The organism is Trinickia sp. (genome assembly GCF_051953405.1).
Lineage (GTDB): Bacteria > Pseudomonadota > Gammaproteobacteria > Burkholderiales > Burkholderiaceae > Trinickia.
In genome coordinates this window covers 33,321-57,435 of record NZ_JBQCIV010000041.1, presented here as the reverse complement: position 1 = coordinate 57,435, position 24,115 = coordinate 33,321, and the positions used below count along the sequence as shown (strand labels likewise).

At 65.7% G+C, this 24,115-nt stretch carries 15 protein-coding genes and 1 pseudogene; 3 read left to right on the top strand and 13 right to left on the bottom strand.

The window, feature by feature from the left end:
* From ACTHN9_RS06715 to ACTHN9_RS06685, 7 genes and pseudogenes are all read right to left on the bottom strand, one after another.
* Positions 1-260: pseudogene (locus ACTHN9_RS06715) on the bottom strand (type VI secretion system tip protein VgrG); the annotation flags it as partial.
* Positions 261-576: 316 nt separating this feature from the next.
* Complete coding sequence (gene proC / locus ACTHN9_RS06710; protein ID WP_440535973.1) at positions 577-1,389, bottom strand: pyrroline-5-carboxylate reductase; 813 nt, start codon at positions 1,387-1,389, stop codon at positions 577-579.
* Between the two features lie 165 nt (positions 1,390-1,554).
* Positions 1,555-2,253, bottom strand: a complete 699-nt coding sequence (locus tag ACTHN9_RS06705; RefSeq protein ID WP_440535972.1) for a YggS family pyridoxal phosphate-dependent enzyme — start codon at positions 2,251-2,253, stop codon at positions 1,555-1,557.
* A 100-nt stretch (positions 2,254-2,353) separates the two neighbouring features.
* Complete coding sequence (glcF, locus tag ACTHN9_RS06700) at positions 2,354-3,619, bottom strand: glycolate oxidase subunit GlcF (RefSeq protein ID WP_440535971.1); 1,266 nt, start codon at positions 3,617-3,619, stop codon at positions 2,354-2,356.
* An 82-nt stretch (positions 3,620-3,701) separates the two neighbouring features.
* Positions 3,702-4,790 carry a glycolate oxidase subunit GlcE gene (gene glcE / locus ACTHN9_RS06695; RefSeq protein WP_440535978.1) on the bottom strand — a complete coding sequence of 363 codons (1,089 nt, stop codon included), beginning with the start codon at positions 4,788-4,790 and terminating at the stop codon, positions 3,702-3,704.
* Positions 4,791-4,970: 180 nt separating this feature from the next.
* Positions 4,971-6,464, bottom strand: a complete 1,494-nt coding sequence (locus ACTHN9_RS06690; protein WP_440535970.1) for an FAD-linked oxidase C-terminal domain-containing protein — start codon at positions 6,462-6,464, stop codon at positions 4,971-4,973.
* A gap of 21 nt (positions 6,465-6,485) precedes the next feature.
* Positions 6,486-7,907, bottom strand: coding sequence for an FAD-binding oxidoreductase (locus ACTHN9_RS06685; RefSeq protein WP_440535969.1), 1,422 nt, complete (start codon positions 7,905-7,907; stop codon positions 6,486-6,488).
* Between the two features lie 340 nt (positions 7,908-8,247).
* Between ACTHN9_RS06685 and ACTHN9_RS06680 the strand changes: the two genes are divergently transcribed.
* Both ACTHN9_RS06680 and hmpA read left to right on the top strand, forming a co-directional pair.
* Positions 8,248-8,802, top strand: a complete 555-nt coding sequence (locus tag ACTHN9_RS06680; RefSeq protein ID WP_440535968.1) for a cob(I)yrinic acid a,c-diamide adenosyltransferase — start codon at positions 8,248-8,250, stop codon at positions 8,800-8,802.
* Between the two features lie 149 nt (positions 8,803-8,951).
* Positions 8,952-10,160: an NO-inducible flavohemoprotein gene (gene hmpA, locus ACTHN9_RS06675; RefSeq protein WP_440535967.1), complete on the top strand. Its 1,209-nt coding sequence runs from the start codon at positions 8,952-8,954 to the stop codon at positions 10,158-10,160.
* Between the two features lie 27 nt (positions 10,161-10,187).
* Here hmpA and aroG read toward each other — a convergent pair whose 3' ends face one another.
* The 4 genes from aroG to ACTHN9_RS06655 all read right to left on the bottom strand — a co-directional run bounded on the left by aroG (position 10,188) and on the right by ACTHN9_RS06655 (position 18,250).
* Positions 10,188-11,261 carry a 3-deoxy-7-phosphoheptulonate synthase AroG gene (aroG, locus tag ACTHN9_RS06670; protein ID WP_440535966.1) on the bottom strand — a complete coding sequence of 358 codons (1,074 nt, stop codon included), beginning with the start codon at positions 11,259-11,261 and terminating at the stop codon, positions 10,188-10,190.
* Between the two features lie 330 nt (positions 11,262-11,591).
* Entirely contained in the window at positions 11,592-13,058 is a 1,467-nt protein-coding gene (tldD, locus tag ACTHN9_RS06665) for a metalloprotease TldD (protein WP_440535965.1), read from the bottom strand.
* A gap of 31 nt (positions 13,059-13,089) precedes the next feature.
* Positions 13,090-13,926: a carbon-nitrogen hydrolase family protein gene (locus ACTHN9_RS06660; protein WP_440535964.1), complete on the bottom strand. Its 837-nt coding sequence runs from the start codon at positions 13,924-13,926 to the stop codon at positions 13,090-13,092.
* Between the two features lie 73 nt (positions 13,927-13,999).
* Positions 14,000-18,250, bottom strand: a complete 4,251-nt coding sequence (locus ACTHN9_RS06655) for a YhdP family protein (RefSeq protein ID WP_440535963.1) — start codon at positions 18,248-18,250, stop codon at positions 14,000-14,002.
* Positions 18,251-18,465: 215 nt separating this feature from the next.
* On the opposite strand from ACTHN9_RS06655, the gene glnE reads away from it, so the two are divergent.
* Positions 18,466-21,279, top strand: a complete 2,814-nt coding sequence (gene glnE / locus ACTHN9_RS06650) for a bifunctional [glutamate--ammonia ligase]-adenylyl-L-tyrosine phosphorylase/[glutamate--ammonia-ligase] adenylyltransferase (RefSeq protein WP_440535962.1) — start codon at positions 18,466-18,468, stop codon at positions 21,277-21,279.
* 139 nt (positions 21,280-21,418) lie between these two features.
* On the opposite strand, the gene recN is transcribed toward glnE, so the two are convergent.
* Together recN and ACTHN9_RS06640 are read right to left on the bottom strand one after the other, a co-directional pair.
* Complete coding sequence (gene recN / locus ACTHN9_RS06645; protein WP_440535961.1) at positions 21,419-23,089, bottom strand: DNA repair protein RecN; 1,671 nt, start codon at positions 23,087-23,089, stop codon at positions 21,419-21,421.
* 65 nt (positions 23,090-23,154) lie between these two features.
* A complete protein-coding gene (locus ACTHN9_RS06640) occupies positions 23,155-24,063 on the bottom strand; it encodes an NAD kinase (protein WP_440535960.1) in 909 nt (302 codons plus the stop codon).
* Positions 24,064-24,115: the final 52 nt, after the last annotated feature.

Genomic DNA, 24,115 nt, shown 5'->3' with positions numbered 1-24,115 from the left:
CCGTGATGCGGCAGATACGTGCCGTCCGCCTGGAGAATCCAAAGCGTCACGGCTTTGCCGATCAACGCCTTCAGCTTGATTTCCTTGCCGCGAGTGGATATCGCATCGATAACGAATTCGTAATCGCGGCCCAGACGCGCGCGGCCTTTCACGTACATCGGTAACAGCCAGTCCGAGCCCAGTGGCGTATCGAGCTTGACTATTCGTTTGCGCTGCGCGCCACCGTACGATATCGCGTCGTAAAGCGTCGTGGCCCTCATCTCGCTTTTTCCTTTTATTGGAAGCTTCTTCTTTTAATGCAAAGGCGAGATTCTAATCGATGGCGTGTCAAATGTAACGAGGCTGTCGGTCAGAGAATTTTCTGATAAGGCGGGATTGGCGCGAGGGCTGCATTCGGTAAAATGAACTAATGTGCGATCTCCAATCTACGATTGGGGAAATAGTTTCCGTCGCCATCGCACAATTCGCGACTTGTGGGTAGCGTAGATTGGCGTGCAGCGCGCACGCGACCGATGTTCGGCCCGACAGGCCAAGTTTGCTCGTGTCGGGCAACCCGCATAGAACGATGCCGACGCCTTATTGATTACCCAACTCGTCGCCCATTTCCTTGGCGCGCGCGTCCGCCGCGAGCACGCCTTTCACGATGGCTTCTTTCACATCCTGCGCATCGAACGCCGCGAGCGCGGCGGCCGTCGTACCGCCCTTCGACGTCACGCGCTCGCGCAGAACCGAAGCACTTTCATCCGATTGCACGGCCAATTGCGCCGCACCCGCGAACGTGCCGAGCGCGAGCGCACGGCCTTCCTCGTCGCCCAAGCCCAAGCGCCGCGCGGCCTCTTGCAAGGCCTCGATGAAATAGAACACGTACGCCGGGCCGCTTCCCGAGATCGCCGTGACGGCGTCGATCTTCGCTTCGTCGTCGAACCAAACCGTTGTGCCCACTGCACCTAATACGTCCGAGGCCAACCGGCGGCCCGCTTCGTCGACGCCCGCCAGCGCGGCGAGGCCCGTCACGCCTTGGCCGATCAAAGCCGGGGTATTCGGCATGGCGCGCACGACGCGCGTATAACCACCGAGCCAACGCGACAAATCGGCGCCGCGAATGCCGGCCGCGATGCTGACGACGAGCTGCGTCGACACATGCGGCGCAAGCGATGCCGATACGGCTTTCAGCACCTGCGGTTTGACGGCGAGGACAATGGCGTCGTAGCCGCGTAGCGATTCGTCGGGCGCTGCCGCCGTTGCGATGCCGAACTGCGCATGCGCGCGCGTACGCGCGTCCTCGTTGACGTCGATGGCGTAAAGGTCCGCGGGGGCAACGCCGCGCTTGATCAGGCCGCCGATCAATGCCGCGGCCATATTGCCGCCGCCGATGAATGCGATCTTCATAAGTAGTCGAAAGAGGTGGGAGCAGCGGTCGATTATAGACCGCTGGGTACGACGGGTCGGAGCGCTACGACCCGCACGGGTGCAACCGATCGACGGCGTTTAGCGAGCGGCCTGCCGGCGGGCGCCGCGCATATCGGGTCAATCAGATCAATCGGGTCAATCGACTCAATGCGAGTAATCGCGCTTGCCGAAGATGGCGGTGCCGATGCGCACGATCGTGGCACCTTCGAGCACGGCCGCCTCCAAATCGCCCGACATGCCCATCGACATCGTATCGAGCGCAATGCCATCCGCGCGTAGCGCGTCGAACAACGCCCGCAATAGGCGATGCGGCTCGCGCTGCGCTTGTAGATCGTCGGCGGGTTCCGGGATCGACATCAGCCCACGCAGGCGCAGCCGCGGCAATGCGGCGATGGCACGCGCAAGCGCCGGTGCTTCGGCAGGGGCCACGCCGCTTTTAGATGCTTCGCCGCTCACGTTCACCTGCAGACACACGTTCAAAGGCGGCAACGCATCGGGCCGCTGTTCGGACAAACGCTGGGCGATCTTGAGCCGATCGACGGAATGCACCCAATCGAAATGCTCGGCCACGGGGCGTGTCTTGTTCGATTGCAGCGGGCCGATAAAATGCCACTCGAGCTGCGTGCGCAGGTCGGCCAGCGCTTCGATCTTGGCCAGCGACTCTTGGACGTAGTTTTCACCGAAGGCACGTTGGCCCGCCGCGAAGGCCGCGCGGACATCTTCGGCCGGGAACGTCTTGGAGACGGCGAGCAAACGGATGGAATCGGGCGAACGCTGGGCCGCTTGGGCCGCGCGTTCGATGCGGGCGTGGACCGCCTGCAGGTTGTCGGCGATGTGGGACATAGGTTGATCGTGAGCGAGGGCCCGAAGTCAGTTGCGGATTATACGGGCCGGAGGCGAGGAGGGCGCCCCGAGCGCTTACCCGCCCGGGGCCGCGCCACGCTCACCCATAAATCAAATGCTCGACAAGCTCGACCCAATGCGCAACCGGCATCGACGTCCCGCTTTGCAGATGCGCGATACACCCGACATTGGCCGACACGACCATCTGCGGTTCCAGTGCTTCGAGATTCCGGACCTTCCTATCGCGCAGCGTATAGGACATCGCCGGCTGTGTGACCGAGTAAGTCCCGGCCGAGCCGCAACACAAATGACTATCGGCCGGCAGCCGCACTTCGACGCCGAGCATCGCCAGCAAATGCTCTACCGCACCGTGGATCTGCTGTCCATGCTGCAATGTACACGGCGGATGAAACGCGACCGTATGCACGCCGCGGCGGCGAGCGAGCGCTGCCAGCTCCGTCTCGAAGCCACCCAGCACCTCGACCACGTCGCGCGAAAGTTCGGCGATCTTCCGCGCCTTCTCGGCATAAGCCGGATCGTTGCGCAAAAGGTGGCCATATTCCTTGATCGTCGCGCCGCAACCCGACGCGTTGATGACAATCGCTTCGACGCCAGCCTCGACGTGCGGCCACCAGGCATCGATGTTTCGCCGAACGTCGTCGAGCGCCTCGTCGCGGTAGCCGAGATGCAACCGAATGGCGCCGCAGCAACCGGCCTCGGATGCGATCAGCGTCTCGATGCCGAGCGCATGCAGCACACGCGCCGTCGCGATGTTGATGTTCGGCAGCATCGCCGGTTGCACGCAGCCCGCGAGCATCAACATCCGGCGCGCACCGAGCGGGGGCGTGGCTTCAGTGGCGGCGTGAACGGGCTCGGATTGCGTCGGCCACTCGAGCAAGCGCTGGCGAGCCGGAATCTTGTCGCGCAGCCGGCGCGGCAGGAACGGCCGCACGAGCTGCCCGAGGCGCATCGCCGGCGCGAAGACGGCGCTGTTCGGCAGCACGCTGGCGAGCACCCGGCGCAGCACCTGCTGGCGCAGCGGCCGAGGCACCGTTTCTTCGACATGCTGACGTCCGATTTCGACGAGCCGCCCATATTGCACGCCCGACGGACAAGTCGTTTCGCAACTGCGGCAGGTGAGGCATCGATCGAGATGCAACTGCGTGCTGCGCGTGACGTGGCCGCCTTCGAGCATCTGCTTGATCAGATAGATGCGTCCGCGCGGACCGTCGAGTTCGTCGCCGAGCAGCTGGTAGGTCGGGCAGGTGGCCGTGCAAAAACCGCAATGCACGCATTTGCGCAAGATGGCATCGGCCTCTTCGCCGTCGGCCGTGTTGCGGATGAACTCTGCGAGTTGGGTTTGCATCGCGTCGCCTTTATCTCTTGCTCGACCGCGTGGTTCGTGAATGCACGGCGCTTCTTCGTCACGTTCGACGCAGCGTCAGCGATTAAAAATCCGGATACATGCGCGCGCGATTGAATATGCGCGCTGGATCGAAAGCCGTCTTTAAGCCGCGATGGATTTTCATCAACGGCATCGGCAACAGCGTGAACACGCCGACGCTGCGATCGAAAGAACGACCCGCGCGGAATACCGTCGCGTGTCCGCCGGCTTGCTTCGCACTGATCCGCACCGTTTGCGCATCGGTATCGGTGATCCACCAACGCTGGGCGCCGCCCCATTCCATTAGTTGGGCGCCGGGCAGTTGCAGCGGTTCGGTGATCGAGGGCAGGGCGAGGCGCCAGAGTGCCGCATCGGGCGGAATCGAGGCGAAGAACGGGTCGGTCTGCTCGCGTAGGCCCTCCCAAAAGCGCTCGGCCTCCACCGCATCGACGACTTCCCCGCCGATCGTGCTGCGCGCCGCCTTCACCGCGCTTTCGGCACCGGATAGACGAACGGCAAGCGTGCCGTTGCGCCACGCGCTGGCCGTGATCGGCAACGGGCGGCCGCCCCATTCGTTGAGCTTGCGCACGGCGTCGGTGCCGTTCGTATCGAACTTGAGCGTGGCTTCGACGGCAGGGCGGGGCATCACCTTGATCGAAAGATCGAGCATCAACCCGAGCGTGCCGAGCGAGCCCGCCATGAGCCGCGCGACGTCGTAGCCGGCGACGTTTTTGACGACCTGGCCGCCGAAACGCAGGATCTCGCCGGCACCGTTCATCAGCGTGACGCCCAAGACGAAATCGCGTGCCGCGCCCGCCTGCGCACGGCGAGGCCCTGAAATGCCGGCGGCGATGCAGCCGCCGAGCGTCGAGGCGCGGCCGAAGTGAGGGGGTTCGAACGCCAGCATTTGGCCGTGTTCGGCGAGCGCCGCTTCGATTTCCGCGAGCGGCGTTCCGCAGCGGGCGGTGATCACGAGTTCCGCCGGGTCGTAGGCGATGATGCCCCGATACGCACGCGTATCGAGTATTTCGCCTTGTAGCTGCTGGCCGTACCAATCTTTGGTGCCGGCGCCGCGCAAACGCAGCGGGCGCGCATCGGCCGAGGCCTGCCGGATCCGTTCGGACCAGTAGGCCACGATGTCCTCTTCCTGCATGGCTTCCCGCTTCGTGATGTCGTTCATCCGGTAAGAGCCGGTTTTAGCAAGTCATGCCTGGTGTGTATTCGCTACAGATTGTACTGGCCGAGCGCGGCGAGACAAGCGCGGCGAGCCGCGCCTAGGGGTAATTCCGCGTAACCCGCGGCAGGCGCGCGCATTGGCCGCCGGCGTTTTCGATCAAAAACGCGGCAACTCCGGGTGCGGCAGCAGACCGCCGCGCACGTGCATCCGCCCGTATTCGGCGCAGCGCGCTCGCGTAGGGATACCCTTCGTCGGGTTGAGCAGCTCGGCGGGATCGAACGCGCGCTTGACCGCGAAGAACGCCGCGCGCTCGGCCTCCGAAAACTGAACGCACATCGAATTGATCTTCTCGATGCCGACGCCATGTTCGCCCGTAATCGTCCCGCCGAATTCGACGCAGCTTTCGAGAATCTCGGCGCCGAATTCCTCGGCGCGGCGCAACTCGCCCGGTTCGTTGCAGTCGAATAGGATCAGCGGGTGCATATTGCCGTCGCCGGCATGGAAGACGTTGATGCAGCGCAGCCCGTACTTGCTTTCCATCGCTTCGATGCGCGCGAGCAGCGGACCGATGCTCCGGCGTGGGACGGTACCGTCCATGCAGTAGTAATCGGGCGAAATTCGGCCCGCGGCCGGAAAGGCGTTTTTGCGACCCGACCAGAAGCGCAGCCGCTCGGCCTCGGTGCGCGAAATTTGCAGACGTGTTGCACCGTGTTCGCGCAGCACCGCCGTGATGCGGACGATCTCGTCCGCCACTTCCTCGGGCGTGCCATCCGATTCGCATAGCAAGATGGCTGCGGCGTCGAGGTCGTAGCCGGCACCCACGAACGCTTCGACCGCGCGTGCCGCGGGCTTGTCCATCATCTCGAGGCCGGCCGGGATGATGCCGGCGGCGATGATCGCTGCCACGGCTTCGCCGCCTTTGACGACATCGTCGAAACTCGCCATGACGACCTGGGCCGTTTGCGGCTTGGGCACGAGTTTCACGGTCACTTCGGTCACGACGGCGAACATCCCTTCGCTGCCGATCATGACCGCGAGCAGATCGAGCCCCGGCGAATCGGGCGCGAGCGAGCCGAATTCGACGATCTCGCCGTCCATGGTGATCGCACGCACGCGCAAGACATTATGGACAGTGAGGCCGTACTTCAGGCAATGCACGCCGCCGGAGTTTTCGCTGACATTGCCGCCGATCGTGCAGGCGATCTGCGACGACGGGTCGGGCGCGTAATAGAGCCCGTAGGGCGCGGCGGCTTCGGAAACCGCGATGTTGCGCACGCCGGGCTGCACGGTGGCCGTGCGCGCATACGGATCGACGTCGACGATTTTGGTGAAGCGCGAGAGCGAAAGCACCACGCCGTGCGCGATCGGCGTGGCGCCGCCCGAGAGCCCGGTACCGGCGCCGCGCGGGACGATAGGCACGCCCAAGCGCCGGCAGATTTGCAAGACGCGTTGAACCTGCGCTTCGGTTTCGGGTAAGGCGACGGCAAGCGGCAATTGTCGATAGACGCTCAGGCCATCGCACTCGTAGGGCGCCGTGTCTTCATCGCGGTGGAGCAGACAATGCGCCGGCAGCGTGGCCATGAGCGCCTGCACGACTTCGCGCTGGCGTTCGGCGCGGATGTCGGCTGCCGGCAACGCAATGGCTTCCATAAAATACCCCCGTCGGCCGCTTTAGGCCGTGTACGAAAAGATCTTGCCCGGGTTCATGAGATTGCGCGGGTCGAACGCATGTTTGACCGCGCGCATCGCATCGACTGCGGCGAGCCCGTGTTCTTCGAGCAGGAAATCCATCTTGTGCAGTCCAACGCCGTGCTCGCCCGTGCAGGTGCCCCCCATCGCGAGCGCGCGTTGCACCACACGCCGGTTCAATCGTTCGGCCTCTTCGAGTTCTTCGGGCTTGTTGGGATCGATCAGCATGGCCACGTGGAAATTGCCGTCCCCGACATGGCCGACGATCGGGCACGGCAGCGGCGAGCCCAGCAGGTCCTGTTCGGTTTCGACGACGCAATCGGCCAATCGCGAGATCGGCACGCAGACATCGGTCGTCACGGCGCGGCAGCCCGGCTTCAAGTGCAGCATGGCGAAGTAGGCCGTATGGCGCGCGTTCCATAGGCGGCTGCGATCCTCGGGCCGCGTGGCCCAGGCGAAGCCGCTGCCGTTGTGTTCGGCGACGAGACTTTCGACGCGTTCGGCTTGTTCCTTGACACTGGCTTCGGTGCCGTGAAACTCGAAAAAGAGCGTCGGCGATTCGGCCAGCGAGAGATTCGAATGCCGGTTGATGGCGCGGATTGCGAGCGCGTCGACGAATTCCACGCGCGCGACGGGCACGCCGAGCTGGATCGTTTCGATGACGGCGCGCACGGCCTCGCCCATCGAAGGGAACGCGCACACGGCCGCCGAGACGGCCTCGGGCTGCGGATAGAGCCGCACCGTGACTTCGGTGATGACGCCGAGCGTGCCTTCGGAGCCGACGAACAGGCGGGTGAGGTCATAGCCGGCCGACGACTTGCGTGCGCGCGTGCCGGTGTTGATGACGCGCCCGTCGGCGAGCACGACGGTGAGCCCGAGCACGTTCTCGCGCATCGTGCCGTAGCGCACCGCGTTCGTGCCGGAGGCGCGCGTGGCCGACATGCCGCCTAAGCTAGCGTCGGCGCCCGGATCGATCGGGAAGAAGAGCCCGGTGTCGCGCAGCGCCTCGTTGAGCGTTTTGCGCGAGACGCCGGCTTGCACGGTGGCCGTCATGTCTTCGGGGGCGATCGAGACGATGCGGTTCATCCCCGTCAAGTCGATGCTCACGCCGCCTTCGACGGCCAGCAATTGCCCTTCGAGCGACGAGCCGTTGCCGTAGGGGATGATCGGCACGTCATAGCGAGCGCATAGTGCAACGGCCGCGCGCACGTCTTCCGTGCTTTGCGCGAACACGACGGCATCGGGCAATTGAGGATCGAAGGGGGACTCGTCGCGGCCATGGTGCGCGCGCACGGCTTCCGACGTCGATACGCGCTCGCCGAACTGCGTTTGCAGCGCAGCCAATAACTCGGCCGGGAACGGCCGGCGGGGGCGCAGTGCGGCCGGGGGCACAGGATGATTCACGGATGGCGTCTCCTGGCGCGAAGCGTCCATGCGAGCGTCGCGCATCGGTATCGGTCGATGTGTGGGTGTATCGGTGCAATCGAACAGCGGGAACGGCGACGATGGCACCGTGCAGCCGGCGATCGCCGCGGCAATCCCATGTTCCGTTCAAAGGCGGCTTCATTCTACGCCGAATGCCGGGCAGTCAGAACGGGCCGGCGAGGTGCCCGGAAAGCCCGCCCGGCGTGGCGCTTGGCGCGCCTATAATGGGTCGCTTCGCGTTGGGTCGCGGCATGACGTCGCTCGCACCGCGCGCAAGGCCGCGTTCGGCACGATGTCGACGAATCAAGGAGCAACGACGATGGGTCACCGATTGAGCAAGATCGCGACACGCACGGGCGATGACGGCACGACCGGCCTCGGGGACGGCCACCGCGTGCGCAAGGACGACGTGCGTATCGCCGCGATGGGCGACGTCGACGAACTGAACTCGCAGATCGGCGTGCTGCTCGCGGAAACGTTGCCCCCCGATGTCCATGAAGCCTTGACGGCCATCCAGCACGACTTGTTCGATTTGGGCGGCGAGATCTGCATCCCCGGCCATACGGTAATCGGAGATGCGCACCTGGCGCGGCTCGACGCCTGGCTCGCGCACTACAACGCCGATTTGCCGCCGCTCAAGGAGTTCATCCTGCCCGGCGGCACACGCGCTGCCGCGCTTGCTCACGTGTGCCGGACCGTTTGCCGGCGCGCCGAGCGCGCCATCGTGACGCTCGGCGCTGCGCAGGCGCTTGCCGATGCGCCGCGCCGTTACGTCAACCGTTTGTCCGACTTGCTATTCGTGCTCGCTCGCGTGCTCAATCGAGCGGGCGGCGGCAGCGACGTGCTTTGGCAGCCTGGGCGGCGCGTCGAATAGCGCAGCCGCAGCAGATTCCGAGGCCGCGATTGGGTAGACGCAGCGTGGCCGCACGTCGCGCGGCGTGCTGCCCTGCGACAAAATGCCGTATGGAGTGCGCGCTCCGTTAAAATGTATTCTTGATGCATCTTAACGAGGAACGCCAAAAGATGACCTCCGCCCTGACACCCGATCAAATTTCCCGCGTCAAAGCCACCGCCCCCGTCTTTGCTCAGCACGGCGCGACGATCACGAAACACTTCTACCGTCGCATGTTCGCGAATCGCCCCGAGCTGCGCAATTTGTTCAATCAGACACATCAGGAAAGCGGTAGCCAGGCCGACGTGCTGGCGCATGCCGTCTACGCCTATGCCGCCAACATCGACAATCTCGGCGCACTCGGCTCGGCCGTCGGTCGGATCACGCATAAGCACGCCAGTTTGAACATCCGTCCCGAACACTATCCGATCGTCGGTGAAAACTTGCTGGCGTCGGTGGTCGAAGTGCTCGGCGATGCCGTCGACGAGGCCACGCTCGAAGCATGGCGCGCGGCGTACGCGCAACTCGCGCAAATCATGATCGGCGCAGAGGCGAAGCTGTACGACCGCGCGGCGTGGAGCGGCTACCGTCCGTTCGTCGTTTCGCGCAAGGTGGTGGAAAGCGATGAAATCACCTCCTTCTACCTGACGCCGGCCGACGGCGCATCGGCTGCCAGCTTCGAGCCCGGTCAGTTCGTCACGGTCAAGCGTTATGTCGGCGAACTGGGGGTCGATCAGCCGCGGCAGTACAGCATGTCGGATGCGCCGCACGGCAAATGGCTGCGCATCTCGGTCAAGCGGGAAGGCGGCAATGAAGCGGTGCCGGCGGGCCGCCTCTCGACACAGATGCACGATGGAGTGGAAGAGGGCGCGATCGTCGAGGTGACGGCGCCGATGGGTGAGTTCCGTCTCGATCGGACGAAGTCGACGCCAGTCGTGCTGGTGTCGGGCGGCGTGGGCATTACGCCGATGATGTCGATGCTCTCGACGCTGACGGCCGAAGGCAGCACGCGCCGTGTCGCGTTCGTGCATGCCTGCCGCAACGGGCGCGTGCATGCGTTCAAGGAATGGCTCGCCGAAGCGATGGCGACGCACGCGAACGTGTCCCGGGCTGTCTTCTACGAAAACGTGGAATCGGCCGATCGGCAAGGGGTGGATTACGACTTCGAAGGCCGGATCGACTTCTCGCGTATTGCGGCGCAAGCGGTGCTGCCCGATGCCGATTACTACCTGTGCGGGCCGATGGCCTTCATGGAGGCGCAACGCGATTCGCTCGTCGCACTGGGCGTCGATCCGGCGCGCATCCACAGCGAAGTGTTCGGATCGGGCGCGTTGGCGTAAGGCCGGCGCCCGTGCGCGGCGCGGCGCTCAGTTGCCGCTGCCGCGCGCGATCCTGCGTTGCTTGACGCTATCGGCCAGTCCCTCGAGTACGCCGAGGGTCTCGTCCCAACCGATACAGGCGTCGGTCACGCTTTGGCCGTAAGTCAGCGCGCAGTCCGGCTGCAAATCCTGACGCCCGGCGACGAGATGCGACTCGACCATCACGCCGACGATCCGCTCGTCGCCGCCGGCCACTTGCCGACCGATGTCGGCACAGACCGGAATTTGGTTCTCGTGCTTCTTCGAGCTGTTGGCATGGCTCGCGTCGATCATGAGGCGTGCCGCGAGGCCGGCGCGTCCGATATCGGCGCAGGCCGCGTCGACGCTCGCCGCATCGTAGTTCGGCGTCTTGCCGCCGCGCAAAATCACATGGCAGTCTTCGTTGCCGGCCGTCGACACGATGGCCGAGTGGCCGCCCTTCGTGACCGAGAGGAAGTGGTGCGGTTGCGATGCGGCTTTGATCGCGTCGACGGCGATTTTGACGTTGCCGTCGGTCCCGTTCTTGAAGCCGACGGGGCAAGACAGTCCCGACGCCAGTTCGCGGTGCACTTGCGATTCGGTCGTGCGCGCACCGATCGCGCCCCACGACACCAGATCGGCGATGTACTGCGGGCTGATCATGTCGAGGTACTCGGTGCCGGCCGGCAGCCCTAGTTCGTTGATGCCGAGCAGCAACTCGCGCGCGATGCGCAGACCGTCGTTGATCTTGAAGCTGTTATCGAGGTACGGGTCGTTGATGAGCCCCTTCCAGCCTACCGTCGTGCGCGGTTTTTCGAAGTAGACGCGCATCACGATTTCGAGTTCGCCGGCGAAGCGCGCTCGCTCTTTCACGAGCCGTTGCGCATACTCGAGCGCGGCCTTCGGATCGTGGATCGAGCACGGTCCGACGATGACGATCAGGCGATCGTCCATGCCGTGCAAGATCCGATGCAGCGCGCGGCGCGTGCCGTAGATGAGGTCGGAGACGGCCTCGGTGCACGCGAACTCGCGAATCAAATGCGCGGGCGGCGTCAGTTCTTTCAACTCGCGGATACGGACATCGTCGGTGTTGTGCGGGGGCATGCTGCGCTTCTCCTCATCGGGTACGGGTCTCGCCGGCGATCGTTCATGCCGAGGCGAAAAAAAACCGCCAGGCTCGCTGGCGGTTTTTCGGGAATTCGGGTTTTGCGTTGAGCGCTAACACCCCTCTCGATCCGCCAGCGGACTGAGATGCCAAAAGAAGTAAAAGTAAAACTTCGTCGACATGATCGGGATGAAGCTCGTCGTCATTAAAAAGGTGCGTTTCACTTTATACGCCGCTCAAGCGCGCTCGGCAAGCCGCATGCCGTCATAATGCGGGAAATCCGCGCGCAATGAACGTTTTATGCAAGAAACGTTCATTGCCGCGGGAGGTCAGACCGTCCCGCCCACCGTCAAATTGTCGATGCGCAGCGTCGGCTGGCCCACGCCGACGGGCACGCTTTGGCCTTCCTTGCCGCACACGCCCACGCCCGTATCGAGCGCCATGTCGTTGCCGATCATGCTGACGTACTTGAGCGATTCCGGGCCGCTGCCGATCAGCGTGGCGCCCTTGACGGGGTAGGTGACCTTGCCGTTTTCGATCATGTAGGCTTCGGACGCCGAAAACACGAACTTACCGTTCGTGATGTCGACTTGGCCGCCGCCGAAGTTCACGGCGTAAAGGCCGTGCTTGACCGATTCGATGATTTCCTGCGGGGCTTTGTCGCCGGCGAGCATGTAGGTGTTCGTCATGCGCGGCATCGGCAGCGCCGCGTACGATTCGCGCCGGGCATTGCCCGTGACCGGCATTTTCATCAGCCGCGCGTTCAGCGTGTCTTGGATGTAGCCCTTGAGCACGCCGTCCTCGATCAGCGTCGTGCATTGGGTGGGATTGCCTTCGTCGTCGATATTCAACGAGCCGCGGCGGTTCGGCAGCGTGCCGTCGTCGACCACGGTGACGCCCTTGGCCGCGACGCGCTCGCCCATGCGGCCGGCGAACGCCGAGGATCCCTTGCGGTTGAAGTCGCCCTCGAGCCCGTGGCCGATCGCCTCGTGCAGCAGGACGCCGGGCCAGCCCGGCCCGAGCACGACTGTCATGGCGCCCGCGGGGGCGGGGCGCGCTTCGAGATTGACGAGCGCCGCCTTGACGGCATCGTCGACGTAGCGTGCCAGGACGTCATCGGTGAAATAGGCGTAATCGAACCGGCCGCCACCGCCGCCGCTGCCGATTTCGCGCCGGCCGTTTTGTTCGGCGATGACGGTAACCGAGACGCGCACGAGCGGGCGAACGTCGGCGGCCAGCACGCCGTCGCTGCGGGCGACGAGCACGACGTCGTATTCGCCCGCGAGGCCGGCCATGACTTGCGTGATGCGGGTATCCCGGCTGCGCGCCATCTGCTCGATTCGCTCGAGCAGTTTCACTTTTTCGGTGGCGTCGAGCGATGCCAGGGGATCGGCCGCCAGATAGAGATCGCGTCCCGCCACGCCTCGGAGCGCGCTGGCCACTTTGATCTTTTGCTTGCCGCCGCCCGCTTTCGCGATCGAACGCGTGGCTTGCGCGGCTTGCGCTAGCGCCTCCACGGACAGGTCGTCGGAATACGCGAAGGCCGTGCGGTCGCCGGCGACGGCGCGCACGCCGACGCCCTTGTCGATGCTGAAGCTGCCCGACTTTACGATGCCTTCCTCGAGGCTCCACGCTTCGCTGCGTGTGGCCTGGAAGTACAGATCCGCGTAGTCGACGCGATGCGTGAAGATGTCGGCGAGCGTGCGCGTTAGGCGCGCCTCGTCGAGGCCGTAAGGCGTGAGCAGGACGTCTTTCGCGGTCGCGAGATTGCGGATGCCAGGTTCGATCAGGTTCATGCGGTCGGTTCTTCGATGCGAAAAGAGGAGTTTAAGCCAGCACTCGGTGGCGCCAGGCCGGCAAGCTGCGCCTGACTTCGTCGATGCGCGTGCGATCGATGTCGCCCGCCACGACGCCGGGGCCTTCGTCCAGCACGGCGACGATTTCGCCCCAAGGGTCGATCAACATACTATGGCCCCACGTGCGGCGGCCGTTTTCATGCGTGCCGCCTTGCGCCGCGGCCAGCACATAACATTGGTTTTCGACGGCGCGCGCACGCAGCAGCATCTCCCAGTGCGCGCGGCCCGTGGTGTACGTGAACGCCGACGGCACCACGATCAACGCGCAATCGCCCATGCGCCGGTACAGCTCGGGAAAGCGAAAATCGTAGCAGACGGATAAGCCGACGCGGCCGAACGGGGCATCGAACGTGCGGACGTCGCGCCCGGCGCGGATCGTGCGGGCTTCGTCGAACGATTCGGCGTCCTTCTCGAAGTTAAATAGGTGGATCTTGTCGTAGCGTGCCGCCTCGCTGCCGTTCGGGTCGAACACGAGCGTTGTGTTCAGGACGCGCTGGGCGTCGAGCGGATCGGTTGCGGCGAGCGGCAGCGTGCCGCCGATCACCCAAACGCGGTGGCGACGCGCGGTGTCCGACAAAAAGCGCTGAATCGGGCCGTCGCCATAAGATTCGCGCACGCCGAGCTTGTCGGCGTCCTTGTATCCCATGAAGCAAAAGTATTCGGGCAGCACAACGAGCTGGGCGCCTTCGGCCGCGGCTTGCGCGATGAGCTGCTCGGCATCCGCGAGGTTGCGCTCGCGCTCGGGCGTGCTGACCATCTGGAGCGCGGCGACGCGAAACGGTGGCGTGTGGGCGGGACGATCGCTCATGAATTCGGTGTCGGATGCTGCCGAGGCCCGGCGCCGGACGCGCCGGCCGGAGCGTCTCGCCCCGCGCTGCGCATCACTGGCCCGTGGTCCCGGCCGGAGCAGCCATCTTACCCCGATCGGCCGAGACCCGCTCGACGAGCGGGTGCGACCACGATCCCGTGACCGAATAGTCGTGCGCGAAGGCGCGCGAGATCGATTGCGACAGCGCGACATTGGCGACGAGCGCCCCCAGACCCAGCAGCGGATTGACGACGGTTGCCGCGATCACGGCCGAACCCGCGCTCAGGGTTGGCGTGATCACGACTTGCAGATTCTGCGTCTCCTGGGCGAGATCGACCGTGCCCGACAAGTCGGCGCGCATCGGCGCCGTGACGACGCGGAAATCGTCGGTGCTGGCGATGCCGCCGCGCACGCGCGCGGTGCCCGTCACGCTTTTGAACGGCAGCCCCTCGCCGATGACATCGCGAAAATTCAGCGCCAGCACGCGCGTGATGCTCTGCAGGCTCAGTACGCCGAGCAGTTTGGCCACGGCCGGATCGACCTTCAGGATTTGGCCGTGGTGCAAATCGATCGTCGCGTGACCGTCGAGCGTCGGATAGTCGATCGCCGTGGGCCCGCCGCGCCAGACGGCCTTGCCCGTCAGCGAGCCGGAGCCGTTCTTGACCGTGCGTGGCAGGCCGAAGCGGTCCAGCAGCGCACCGGCATCGGCGACGTCGAGCTTGAAATCGACGATCGTGCGGCGCGGCGTGGCGGCATCGGCCGCGTCGCCTAGGCGTCGCGAGGTACGCCAATTGGCGGTCGCCACGAGGTGCGCAGCCGCGTTCGAAACGTCCAAGTTGTCGACTTGCCAGACGGGCACGCCGTTCTCGTCGAAATTGCGCGCGCTGATGGCGAGCCGGCCGATGTCGTGGCCGCGCACCGTCAAATCGTCGACGATCAGATCGATGGCAGGCATCGGCTGGTTCGAACTCGGTGTGAGCTGCCCGAGCAGATCGTGCCCGACCGTCACCGGAATCGCCGCTTTTGCGAGCCGCGCGCGCAGCGCGCCGCCAGGCTTGTCGGCCGTGGGAGGCTGCCACCATAGGTTGCCGGTCACTTCGTCAGAGGCTAGATTCGCTTGCCAGTTCGGCGCCGCATGCGTGGCATCGACGAGCACATTCGACCACTGGCGGTTCAGCAGCTTGAGCGTTTTGAAGCGGGCCGCGATGCGGCTCGGCATAAACTGCGCCGCGCGCGAGGGGCGAGGCGCAGCGGGGCGGGGCTGCGATTGCGCGAGTGCCTGTGCACTTTGCCGAGCCGGGCCCGCCGCTTCGGTATCGCGGCTCATTTCGCCGATGAACGCTCGCCAAGCGTCCGCGTCGAGCGAATCGGCCGACAAGTCGGCCGTGACGCCGGCGGGCGGCAGTTGCGCGGGTTCGTTCAAACCGATTGCGCCGCTCAGCACCGATAAGTCGGATGCGCCCGCGTCGCCGGTGCCGCGTTCGACGAGATACGCGGCTTGCAGCGGCCCGAGGCGCAAATCGGCGCGCGCACGCATGCCTGCGTTCAGTGTCGAAGCCGCTTGCTCGTCGGCGCCGAGCGGCCGCAGTTCGAACGAGAACGGCATCGGCGCGCCAAGCGGCTTGCCGAGCGGGGCGGGCAGATCGAGCGCCAAGCCGGTCAGATCGGAGGTGGCCGAGATGGTCGGCCAGGTGCCCTTTTTGCCGCGGACGCTGACCGAATACGGCGCCGCACCGTACAGGCGGCCGAGCGCCTTGGCGGCGGGGCCTTCCAGATCCAATTGGCGCGCGCTGTCGGCGGCGATGCGGCCGGCAACGTCGAACGCATAGCGGCCGTTTTCCTGCAACGCCCCGTCGGCGCGCACGTCCCCGCCGAGCCAACGCCCGGCCACGTGTTCGAGCGAGAGGGTTTGTTTCGTGAAATGCACCTGGCCGCTCAGGGCTTCCAGCGGCGGCAGTTCCGGGGTGGCCAGGGTATTGCCGTCCAGGACGACCGTGCCGGCTACCCCGACATGCGGCTCTTGTGTGCGCGGCACCGTCAGCGTGAGCGCCAGCCGAGCCGGGCCGTTCGCGCGAAGTTTATCCGTGGCGTGCCCGGTCATGCCCGCGATCGCGCTGCGATTGACGTAGTCGATCAGATCGGCCAGCGGGCCCCCGGCCTGGCCGTCGATGACGAGATCCGAGCGATGGCTGCCGAGATCGTCGATATGCCCTGCGACGCGGGTGATCGCGACGCGCCGGTAACGGGCGCGGTCGATGTCGAAGCGTAGGTCGTTTTCCTTGAGCTTGAACACGCCGTCGATGCCCTCGATCGCAGGCCAGACGTCGGGCGTGCCGTTCTTGAGCGTCTTGGGTGGATAGGGGGACGGATCGAAGGTGGCGCCCGTAAATGGCGCGACGATGCGGAAGATGCCGGCCTTCGGGTCGCGCGAGTAGGGGAACTGGTCGAGATTGCCATGCACCTCGATCGTCGCGTCGCGCGCGACGCCGTCCTGCAGACCGTGGCCGAGGTAATGACGTAAGTGCTCGCCGATGCTGGTGGGCAGATAGCGCGGAATCGTCGGTACCTTGGCGCGATGGATCGTCGCTTTGAGGTCGAGCGCGCCGCGACCGTGTCCCGGGTTCGTGTAGGTGGCCGCGACCGATCCCGCGGTGTCGGCGTTTTCGACGCTCAGTTCGGGCACGGTGACCGAATACGCCTTATGCGCCTCGCCCGGCGCGCGCGTCGGGCTCACGGTCCAGCTTCCCCGCATCCGCATCCGGTCGAACTTCAGCCGCGGATCGTCGAATTCGCCGGGGATCGTGACGGCTGCGTTGACGGTGTCGAGCGCGATCGTGCCCTGCCGCTCGTCGGCGTCGATACTACCCCATAGGTTTTCGAAGCCGGGCAGGCCGGCGCGCGGGTGGCCGGCTGGCGAGAGGCCCGGCGGCGGTTCCTGCGCGGCGAAACTAATGCCTTGCAAATCGGCCTTGAAGCGATAGCGCACGACGGGCGCCGTGCCGGCGACACGCTCCTCGCTGGCCGCGAGCGCGCTTGAAGGACGGGCGCGTTCGACCGCGATCGTGTAGTTCGCGACCATTCCGCGCGGGTCGAAGCGCACGAGTTCGTCGAGAAAGCGGCGCGGCACCGGCAACGCGCGAGTGAATTCGGCGAGGATGCCCAAATCGACCCGGTCGCCCGTCACGCTCATCAGCTGGCCGTGGTCGACGGTCGGAACGCGATAGCGACCCGTCAACGTTCTCAGGGCAAGCGTGCGCGAGACGGGCGTGCCGTCGTCCAGCGGCGGTTGGCCGAGTTCGGCCAGCAAGTTCGTGAGCCGCAGGCGGTAGTCGCGTTGCGCATCGATTTCCAGCGCCCAGCCGAAGCGAGCGACGGGCATGTCGAGCCGCGGCTGGGTCGGACGCACGCGCAACCCAATGTCCGAGCCTTCTAGCCGGCCGTGCGCCGAGCGGATATGACCGCCGGAAAAACGGGCCCAGATGGCATTGTCGACGCGGCCGGCATAGGTGGCGATCGGCAGCTTGACGTAACGCGCGACCATCGGCAATTCGACGGGACCGGTCGACAGATACGCCTCGCCGGTCCAGTTTTGCGGCTTGCCGACCGATTCGAGCGGCGTATGGCGGAAACGGGCACGAAAATCGAGCGGCCCCTCGAGCAGCGAGCCGTCGGCCGGCGCTTGCAAGGCGACGCGGTGGACGAGACCGTCGTTCAGTATCGCGAGGCGAACATTGTGCAAGGCGAGTTCCGGCGCGTCGCGTTGCGCATCGCGCCAGCGCAGCGTGCCCCCCCGCAAGACGATCGCTTGCTGCGACAGCAGCCAGGTCGAGAAGGTGTCGTTGCCCGTATGCGTCGTGGGCACTTGCACGCCGCCGACCCACAGCGTCCCATCCGCTTCGCGTGCCGCGAGCACATCGGGCCGCTCGATGACGAGGCTAGCGAGGGCCGGCTTGGCGCGCAGCAGCGAGACCCACGACAACGTGGCGGTGGCGTGCGGTACCGACAGGGCGCGATCGCCGCGGCGGTCGCGAATGGCAAGCCCGGTGACGTCGATGCCGGGCTGGAACGCCGACCAATAAGGGGCTAGTTTGCCGATGCGAACGTCGGCATGCAGCCGCTCGCTGACGAACGCTTCGATGCGTGGCCGGAAATCGTCGATCCGGGGCAGGATCAGATAACGCAGCCCGATAAACAGGGCGGCGACGACGAAGTAGACGAGGAACGCGAGGGCCAGCGCGAACTTGAGGATTCGGCGCAAGCGTCGATGATCGTGAGGCGCGTGTCCGGCAACGGCGGCTTCGGCGGATTCCTTGCTGTCGGACATACTGCGGCAAATCGGGGATGTGGTAGTTTGGCGTCTCGGACGACGAAATGTATCACAGCGGCTGGCCGTCCCCGCGCGCGAGAACGCACCGTCCCACCTTGCCCGCGGCCCCGCCGCGCCTCGTTCATGCACTGAACGAGAGGTGGGCGTTGCGTTGCAGCAAGGTTTCGTGCGCGGTTGCCGCTGACGTTGCAACAAGCGAGCCACGCCTATCCATGACTGCTAGCGCCCTGCTGAGTTCCGCTTATTCCTTATATACCGCGCGCGCGATCGCCGCTCGGCCCGAATTGTCCGAGCGCATCGCCGCTTTGGCCGAAGCGCCGATCACGCGTGCGCGCATCGATGCGAGGTTGAGCGAACTGATCGCCGAGCATCGCCACGTGCATGGCGCGAAGCAGGGGGCGCCGATCGGCGAGGACGCGCTGCGCTATGGGTTGCGCCGGTTGCGGACCGAGGTGTTCTGTGCGGTGATGGAACGCGATCTGGCCGGCCGTGCGGACGTGGCCGAGGTCACGGGCACGATGACGGATCTGGCTGAAGCGGCGATCCAGCGCGCGATCGAGGTGCTGTCTTGCGAGTTGGAGGCGCTTTACGGCGAGCCGCGCTCGGCCGACGGCAATCGACTCGCGCTCGGGGTGGTCGGCATGGGCAAGCTCGGCGGCCGCGAGCTGAACGTCTCGTCCGACATCGACCTCATCTTCGTCTATGAAGACGACGGTGAAACCGCGGGCGGCAGCCGCGCCGCGCTTTCGACGCAGGAGTTCTTCACTCGGCTCGGGCGCCGCCTGATCGGCGCGCTGGCCGAAGCCACGGCGGACGGCTACGTCTTTCGCGTGGACATGCGGCTGCGCCCGAACGGCGATTCCGGGCCGCTCGTTTGCAGCTTGGGCATGCTAGAGGAGTACTTCTATGTTCAGGGCCGCGAATGGGAGCGCTATGCCTGGATCAAAGGGCGCCTCGTGTCCGAGCCGGATAGCGATGCGGCCCGGCGCCTATCGGCGCAGCTCGAGGCGCTGGTCAAGCCCTTCGTCTATCGGCGATACCTCGATTTCGGCGTGATCGGCGCGATTCGCTCACTGCATCGGCAAATTCGCGAAGAGGCGCAGCGCCGGGCGACGATGCGGCCGGACAAAGCCGACGACATCAAGCTCGGCCGCGGCGGCATCCGGGAAATCGAGTTCAGCGCGCAAGTTTTTCAGTTGATTCGGGGCGGCCAGGATTCGGGCTTTCGGATCCGCCCGACGCTGGCCGTGCTTCGGCATGCGGCGGCGCGGGGCTTGATTGCGCCTTCCGTTTGCGCGGATTTGTCGAATGCCTATCGATTCCTGCGCGAGCTGGAGCATCGCCTGCAATACCGCAACGATGCGCAGACGCACGCGCTGCCCGTCGACGCCGACGAGCGCGCGAAGCTCGCCGCTTCGATGGGGTTCGCCGATTTCACGGCGCTCGCCATGGTGCTCGACGGCCATCGCATGCGGGTGGAAGCGCAGTTCGATCAGATCTTCGCCGACAAAGCCGGTTCGCACGTCTCGGCGGTTCGCGATGACGGCGCGCGTCCGTGGCGCGCGAGCGAGCTATGGAATAGCGCGCTCGAAGACGACACGGCCGATGAACAGGCCATCGCTCGCTTGCAGGAGGCCGGATTCGACGATGCGAGCCAAGTGCACGCGCGCTTGAGCGCGGCGCGGCGCTCGGCGCGCTACCAAGGCTTGCCCGAGCGCAATCGGGAGCGCTTCGACACGATCGCGGAGCGCGCGCTGGACACCGTGGCGGCGATGTCGCCGCCCGCCAAGCGCGCGGCGACGCTGGCTCGCATGATCGACCTGCTCGAAGCCGTCGGTCGGCGCGGCGCGTATTTGGCGCTGCTCAACGAATACCCGGCCGCGCTCGAGCGCGTGCTGGACGTGCTGGCGCAGTCGCGCTGGGCGGCCGGCTACTTGATTCGGCATCCGCAACTGCTCGACGAATTGCTCGACGACGAAGCGATCGGAAGCCCCTTCGACTGGCCCGAGTTCAAGACGCAACTGCGTGCGCGCCTGGCGGCGGCGGACGGCGTCGAGCAGCAGATGGACTTGCTGCGGCATGCGCACCAGGCCGAAGTGTTCCGAATTTTGCTGATCGACCTGGCGGGCCGGCTGACGGTGGAGCAGGTGAGCGATCGCTTGTCCGAGCTGGCCGATTCGGTGCTCGACGTCACGATCGAAGCCGTCTGGCGGCAATTGGCGAAACGCCATCGCGACGTGCCGCGATTCGCCGTGATCGCGTACGGCAAGCTAGGCGGAAAGGAACTCGGCTATGCGTCCGATCTCGACGTGATCTTTCTGTACGACGATCCGGACGAGGCGGCGGCCGATATCTACTCGACCTTCACGCGCCGGCTGATTACCTGGCTGACGACCTCGACCGGTGCCGGCACCTTGTTCGACCTCGATTTGCGGCTGAGGCCGAACGGCGAATCGGGGCTGCTCATTACCGATCTTGATGCATTCCGCCGGTATCAATTGCGCGAAGGGGACGCGACGAATACGGCTTGGGTTTGGGAGCACCAGGCGCTCACACGAGCCCGTTTTTGCGCGGGCGACGAGCAGATCGGGCGCGAATTCGAAGACATTCGTCACCGTGTGCTGACGACGCCTCGCGAGAGCGCGCCGCTCGCGGCCGAGATCGTGGCGATGCGCGAGCGCGTGGCGGCGGGCCATCCGAATCGCACCGAATTGTTCGATGTCAAACACGACCGGGGCGGCATGGTCGACATCGAGTTCATCGTGCAGTACTGGGTGCTGCTGCATGCGGCGCACGACCCGGAGCTCATCCGCAATACGGGCAACATCGCGCTGTTGCGCGAAGTTGCCCGCTTCGGGCTCATGTGCGCCGAGGAAGCGGAGACAGTGGGGGCGGCTTATCGGACTTATCGCAAGCTGCAGCATCAGTTGCGGCTAGACGGAATGGAGAAGGCATGCGTGCCGCACGAGCGGATCGAGCGGGAGCGCGAGGCCGTGCTGGGGCTGTGGCGGCGGGTGTTCGGCTAAACGAAATCAGCGCCCCGGGCGGCGGCTTGCGTGGGGCGGATGCTGGGCGGCGCCCGCTTGCCGCGTTGCCGATCGCTCGCGGCGCCCGGCGCCACGACGCGCGAACGGTCGATCGGTCGATCGGCCGATCACAAGCGCCCTACGCGGCCAGCATTTCCTTGGCATGCCGGCGGGTAGTGGCCGTGATTTCGAGCCCGCCGAGCATGCGGGCCACTTCTTCGATCCGGCTGGTGTGATCGAGCGCGACAACGGTCGAAAGTGTCGTTCCCCCGGTACCCGCGGCCTTCGCCACCTGAAAATGATGATCGCCGCGCGCCGCCACTTGCGGCAGGTGCGTGACGCAGAGCACTTGCCGGTCCCGCCCGAGCTGATGCAGCAACCGGCCGACGACTTCCGCGACGCCGCCGCCGATACCCGTATCGACTTCGTCGAAGATCAGCGTCGGCGTCGGGCTAGCCGTACTCGCAATCACGGCCAGCGCCAGGCTGATCCGGGCAAGTTCGCCGCCGGACGCGACTTTCGCGAGCGGCCGCAGCGGCACGCCGGCGTGGCCCGCGACGCGAAACTCGACCTGCTCGAGCCCATGCGCGCTGCCTTCCGCGAGCGGCACGAGCGCCACTTCGAAGCTGCCGCCCGCCATCGACAATTCCTGCATCCCAGCCGTGACCGCCGCGCCTAGCGCCTTCGCGGCCTTGGCGCGCGCTTTCGACAACTGTTTGGCCTCGGCCAAATAGGCTTGCCGTGCCTTGTCGACGGCGGCCGTCAACGCGTCGAGATCGGCCGCCGCATCCAGGGCGGCCAGTTGTGCGCGACGTGCCTCGTGCTCCTGCGGCAGCGTCTCCGGTTGCAGACGGAACTTGCGCGCGATCGAATGGAGCGCATCGAGACGCTGCTCCACCTGAGCGAGTCGATCGGGATCGAGATCGAGCCGCTGGGCATAGTGGCTCAGCGAGTACGCGCCTTCGCGCAATTGGATCTCGGCCGGTTCGAGCGCGGCGAGGGCATCGCCGAGTTCGGGATCGATCTCGGCCAAATCGCGCAGCTTCGAGACGATCGAGCCGAGTTGGCCGATCATCGCGCCATCCGATTCCGCGATGGCGTCGAGCGCACCGCGCACCCCTTCGATCAAGTTCGCCGAATGAGCGAGCCGTCGATGCTCGGCGCCGATTTCCTCCCATTCACCGGGCTGCGGGGCCAGCTTGTCGAGTTCCGCCAGTTGCCAGGCAAGCCGTTCGCGCTCGAGTTGCAGCTCCCGGTCTTTCGAGGTGGCGAGTTCGAGCGCCTGCTGGGCGTCGCGCCAAGCGCGGTGAGCCCGCGCGACGCTAGCGGCGCTCGCCGTGAGGCCGGCGTGCGTATCGAACAGCGTGCGCTGCGCGTCGGGTCGCATGAGCAACTGGTGCGCATGCTGGCCGTGAATGTCGACGAGCATTTCGCCCACCTCGCGCAGTTGCGTCAAGGTGGCGGGCGTGCCGTTGATGAAGGCCCGCGAGCGCCCGTTGGCATCGACGACGCGCCGCAGCAGGACGCGGCTTTCGCCGCCCGTGCCGGCCGTGTCGCCGTTTAGCGCATGTTCGTCGAGCCATTGCTCGACGCCCGCGCTGGCCTGAAACTCGGCCGTCAGGTCGGCGCGCGTTGCACCCGTGCGGACGACGTCGGCGTCGGCGCGGGCGCCGAGGGTCAAGGCGAGCGCGTCGATCAGAATCGATTTACCGGCGCCCGTTTCACCGGAGAAGACGGAAAAGCCGCGGTCGAATTCGAGATCGAGCGCGGCGACGATGACGAAGTCGCGTATCGAGAGGTGGCGGAGCATGGGTGTGGTATTAACGGCGTTCGGGGCAGGGCCGACGGAAATTCGAGCGAACCGGGCAGGGGATTTCAGCTCGCCTTGTCATCGCTTTGCTCGTCGGACGGATGCTCGTTCCAGTGAAGCTTTTGCCGCAGCGTCGCATAGTAGCTGTAGCCGACGGGATGCAGGAAGGGCACCGTATACCGCGAGCGGCGCACCTCGATCGTGTCGTTGAGCTTGACCGCGGTAAACGACTGCATATCGAAATTCACGTTCACGTCGCGCCCGCCGATGATCTGGATGCTGACGTTCGATTCGTCGGGCAGCACGATCGGCCGATTCGAGAGCGCATGCGGCGCGATCGGCACGAGCACGATCCCTTGCAACTGCGGATGCAGAATCGGGCCTTGCGAAGACAGGGCGTAGGCCGTCGAGCCCGTCGGCGTGGCGACGATGAGGCCGTCGGAGCGCTGGATGTACATGAAGCGGCCGTCCACCGATACGCGCAGTTCGGCCATTCCCGAAAAGCCGCTGCGGTTGACGACGACGTCGTTGAACGCCAGCGCATGGTAAATAGGCTCGCCCTCGCGCATGATGCGCGCCTCGAGCAACGTGCGCTCCTCGCGCTCGAAGCTGCCGGCCAGCATCTGGGAGATCCGCTGATTCATCTCCGAAATGGGGATATCGGTGATGAAGCCGAGGCGCCCCTGATTCACGCCGATCAGCGGCGTGCGGTAGGGGGCCAACTGCCGGCCGATGCCGAGCATCGTCCCGTCGCCGCCGAGCACGACGGCGACGTCGGCGCGTGCGCCGATCTGAGCGGGCGTGAGCGCGGGATAGCCCGACACGCCGATGTCGCGCGCGGTCTCGGCTTCGAACACGACTTCGAAGCCGCGCTGCTCGATGCAGGCGGCGAGCGCCGTCAGCGGCTCGCCGATGCCTGGCGTGTTGCTGCGCCCCACGAGCGCCACTGTCTTGAATTGGCTGCCAATTTCCATGCCGGCATTACACCATAGGTGGGTGTCGAAAAGAACCGTCGTCGTGGTTTGT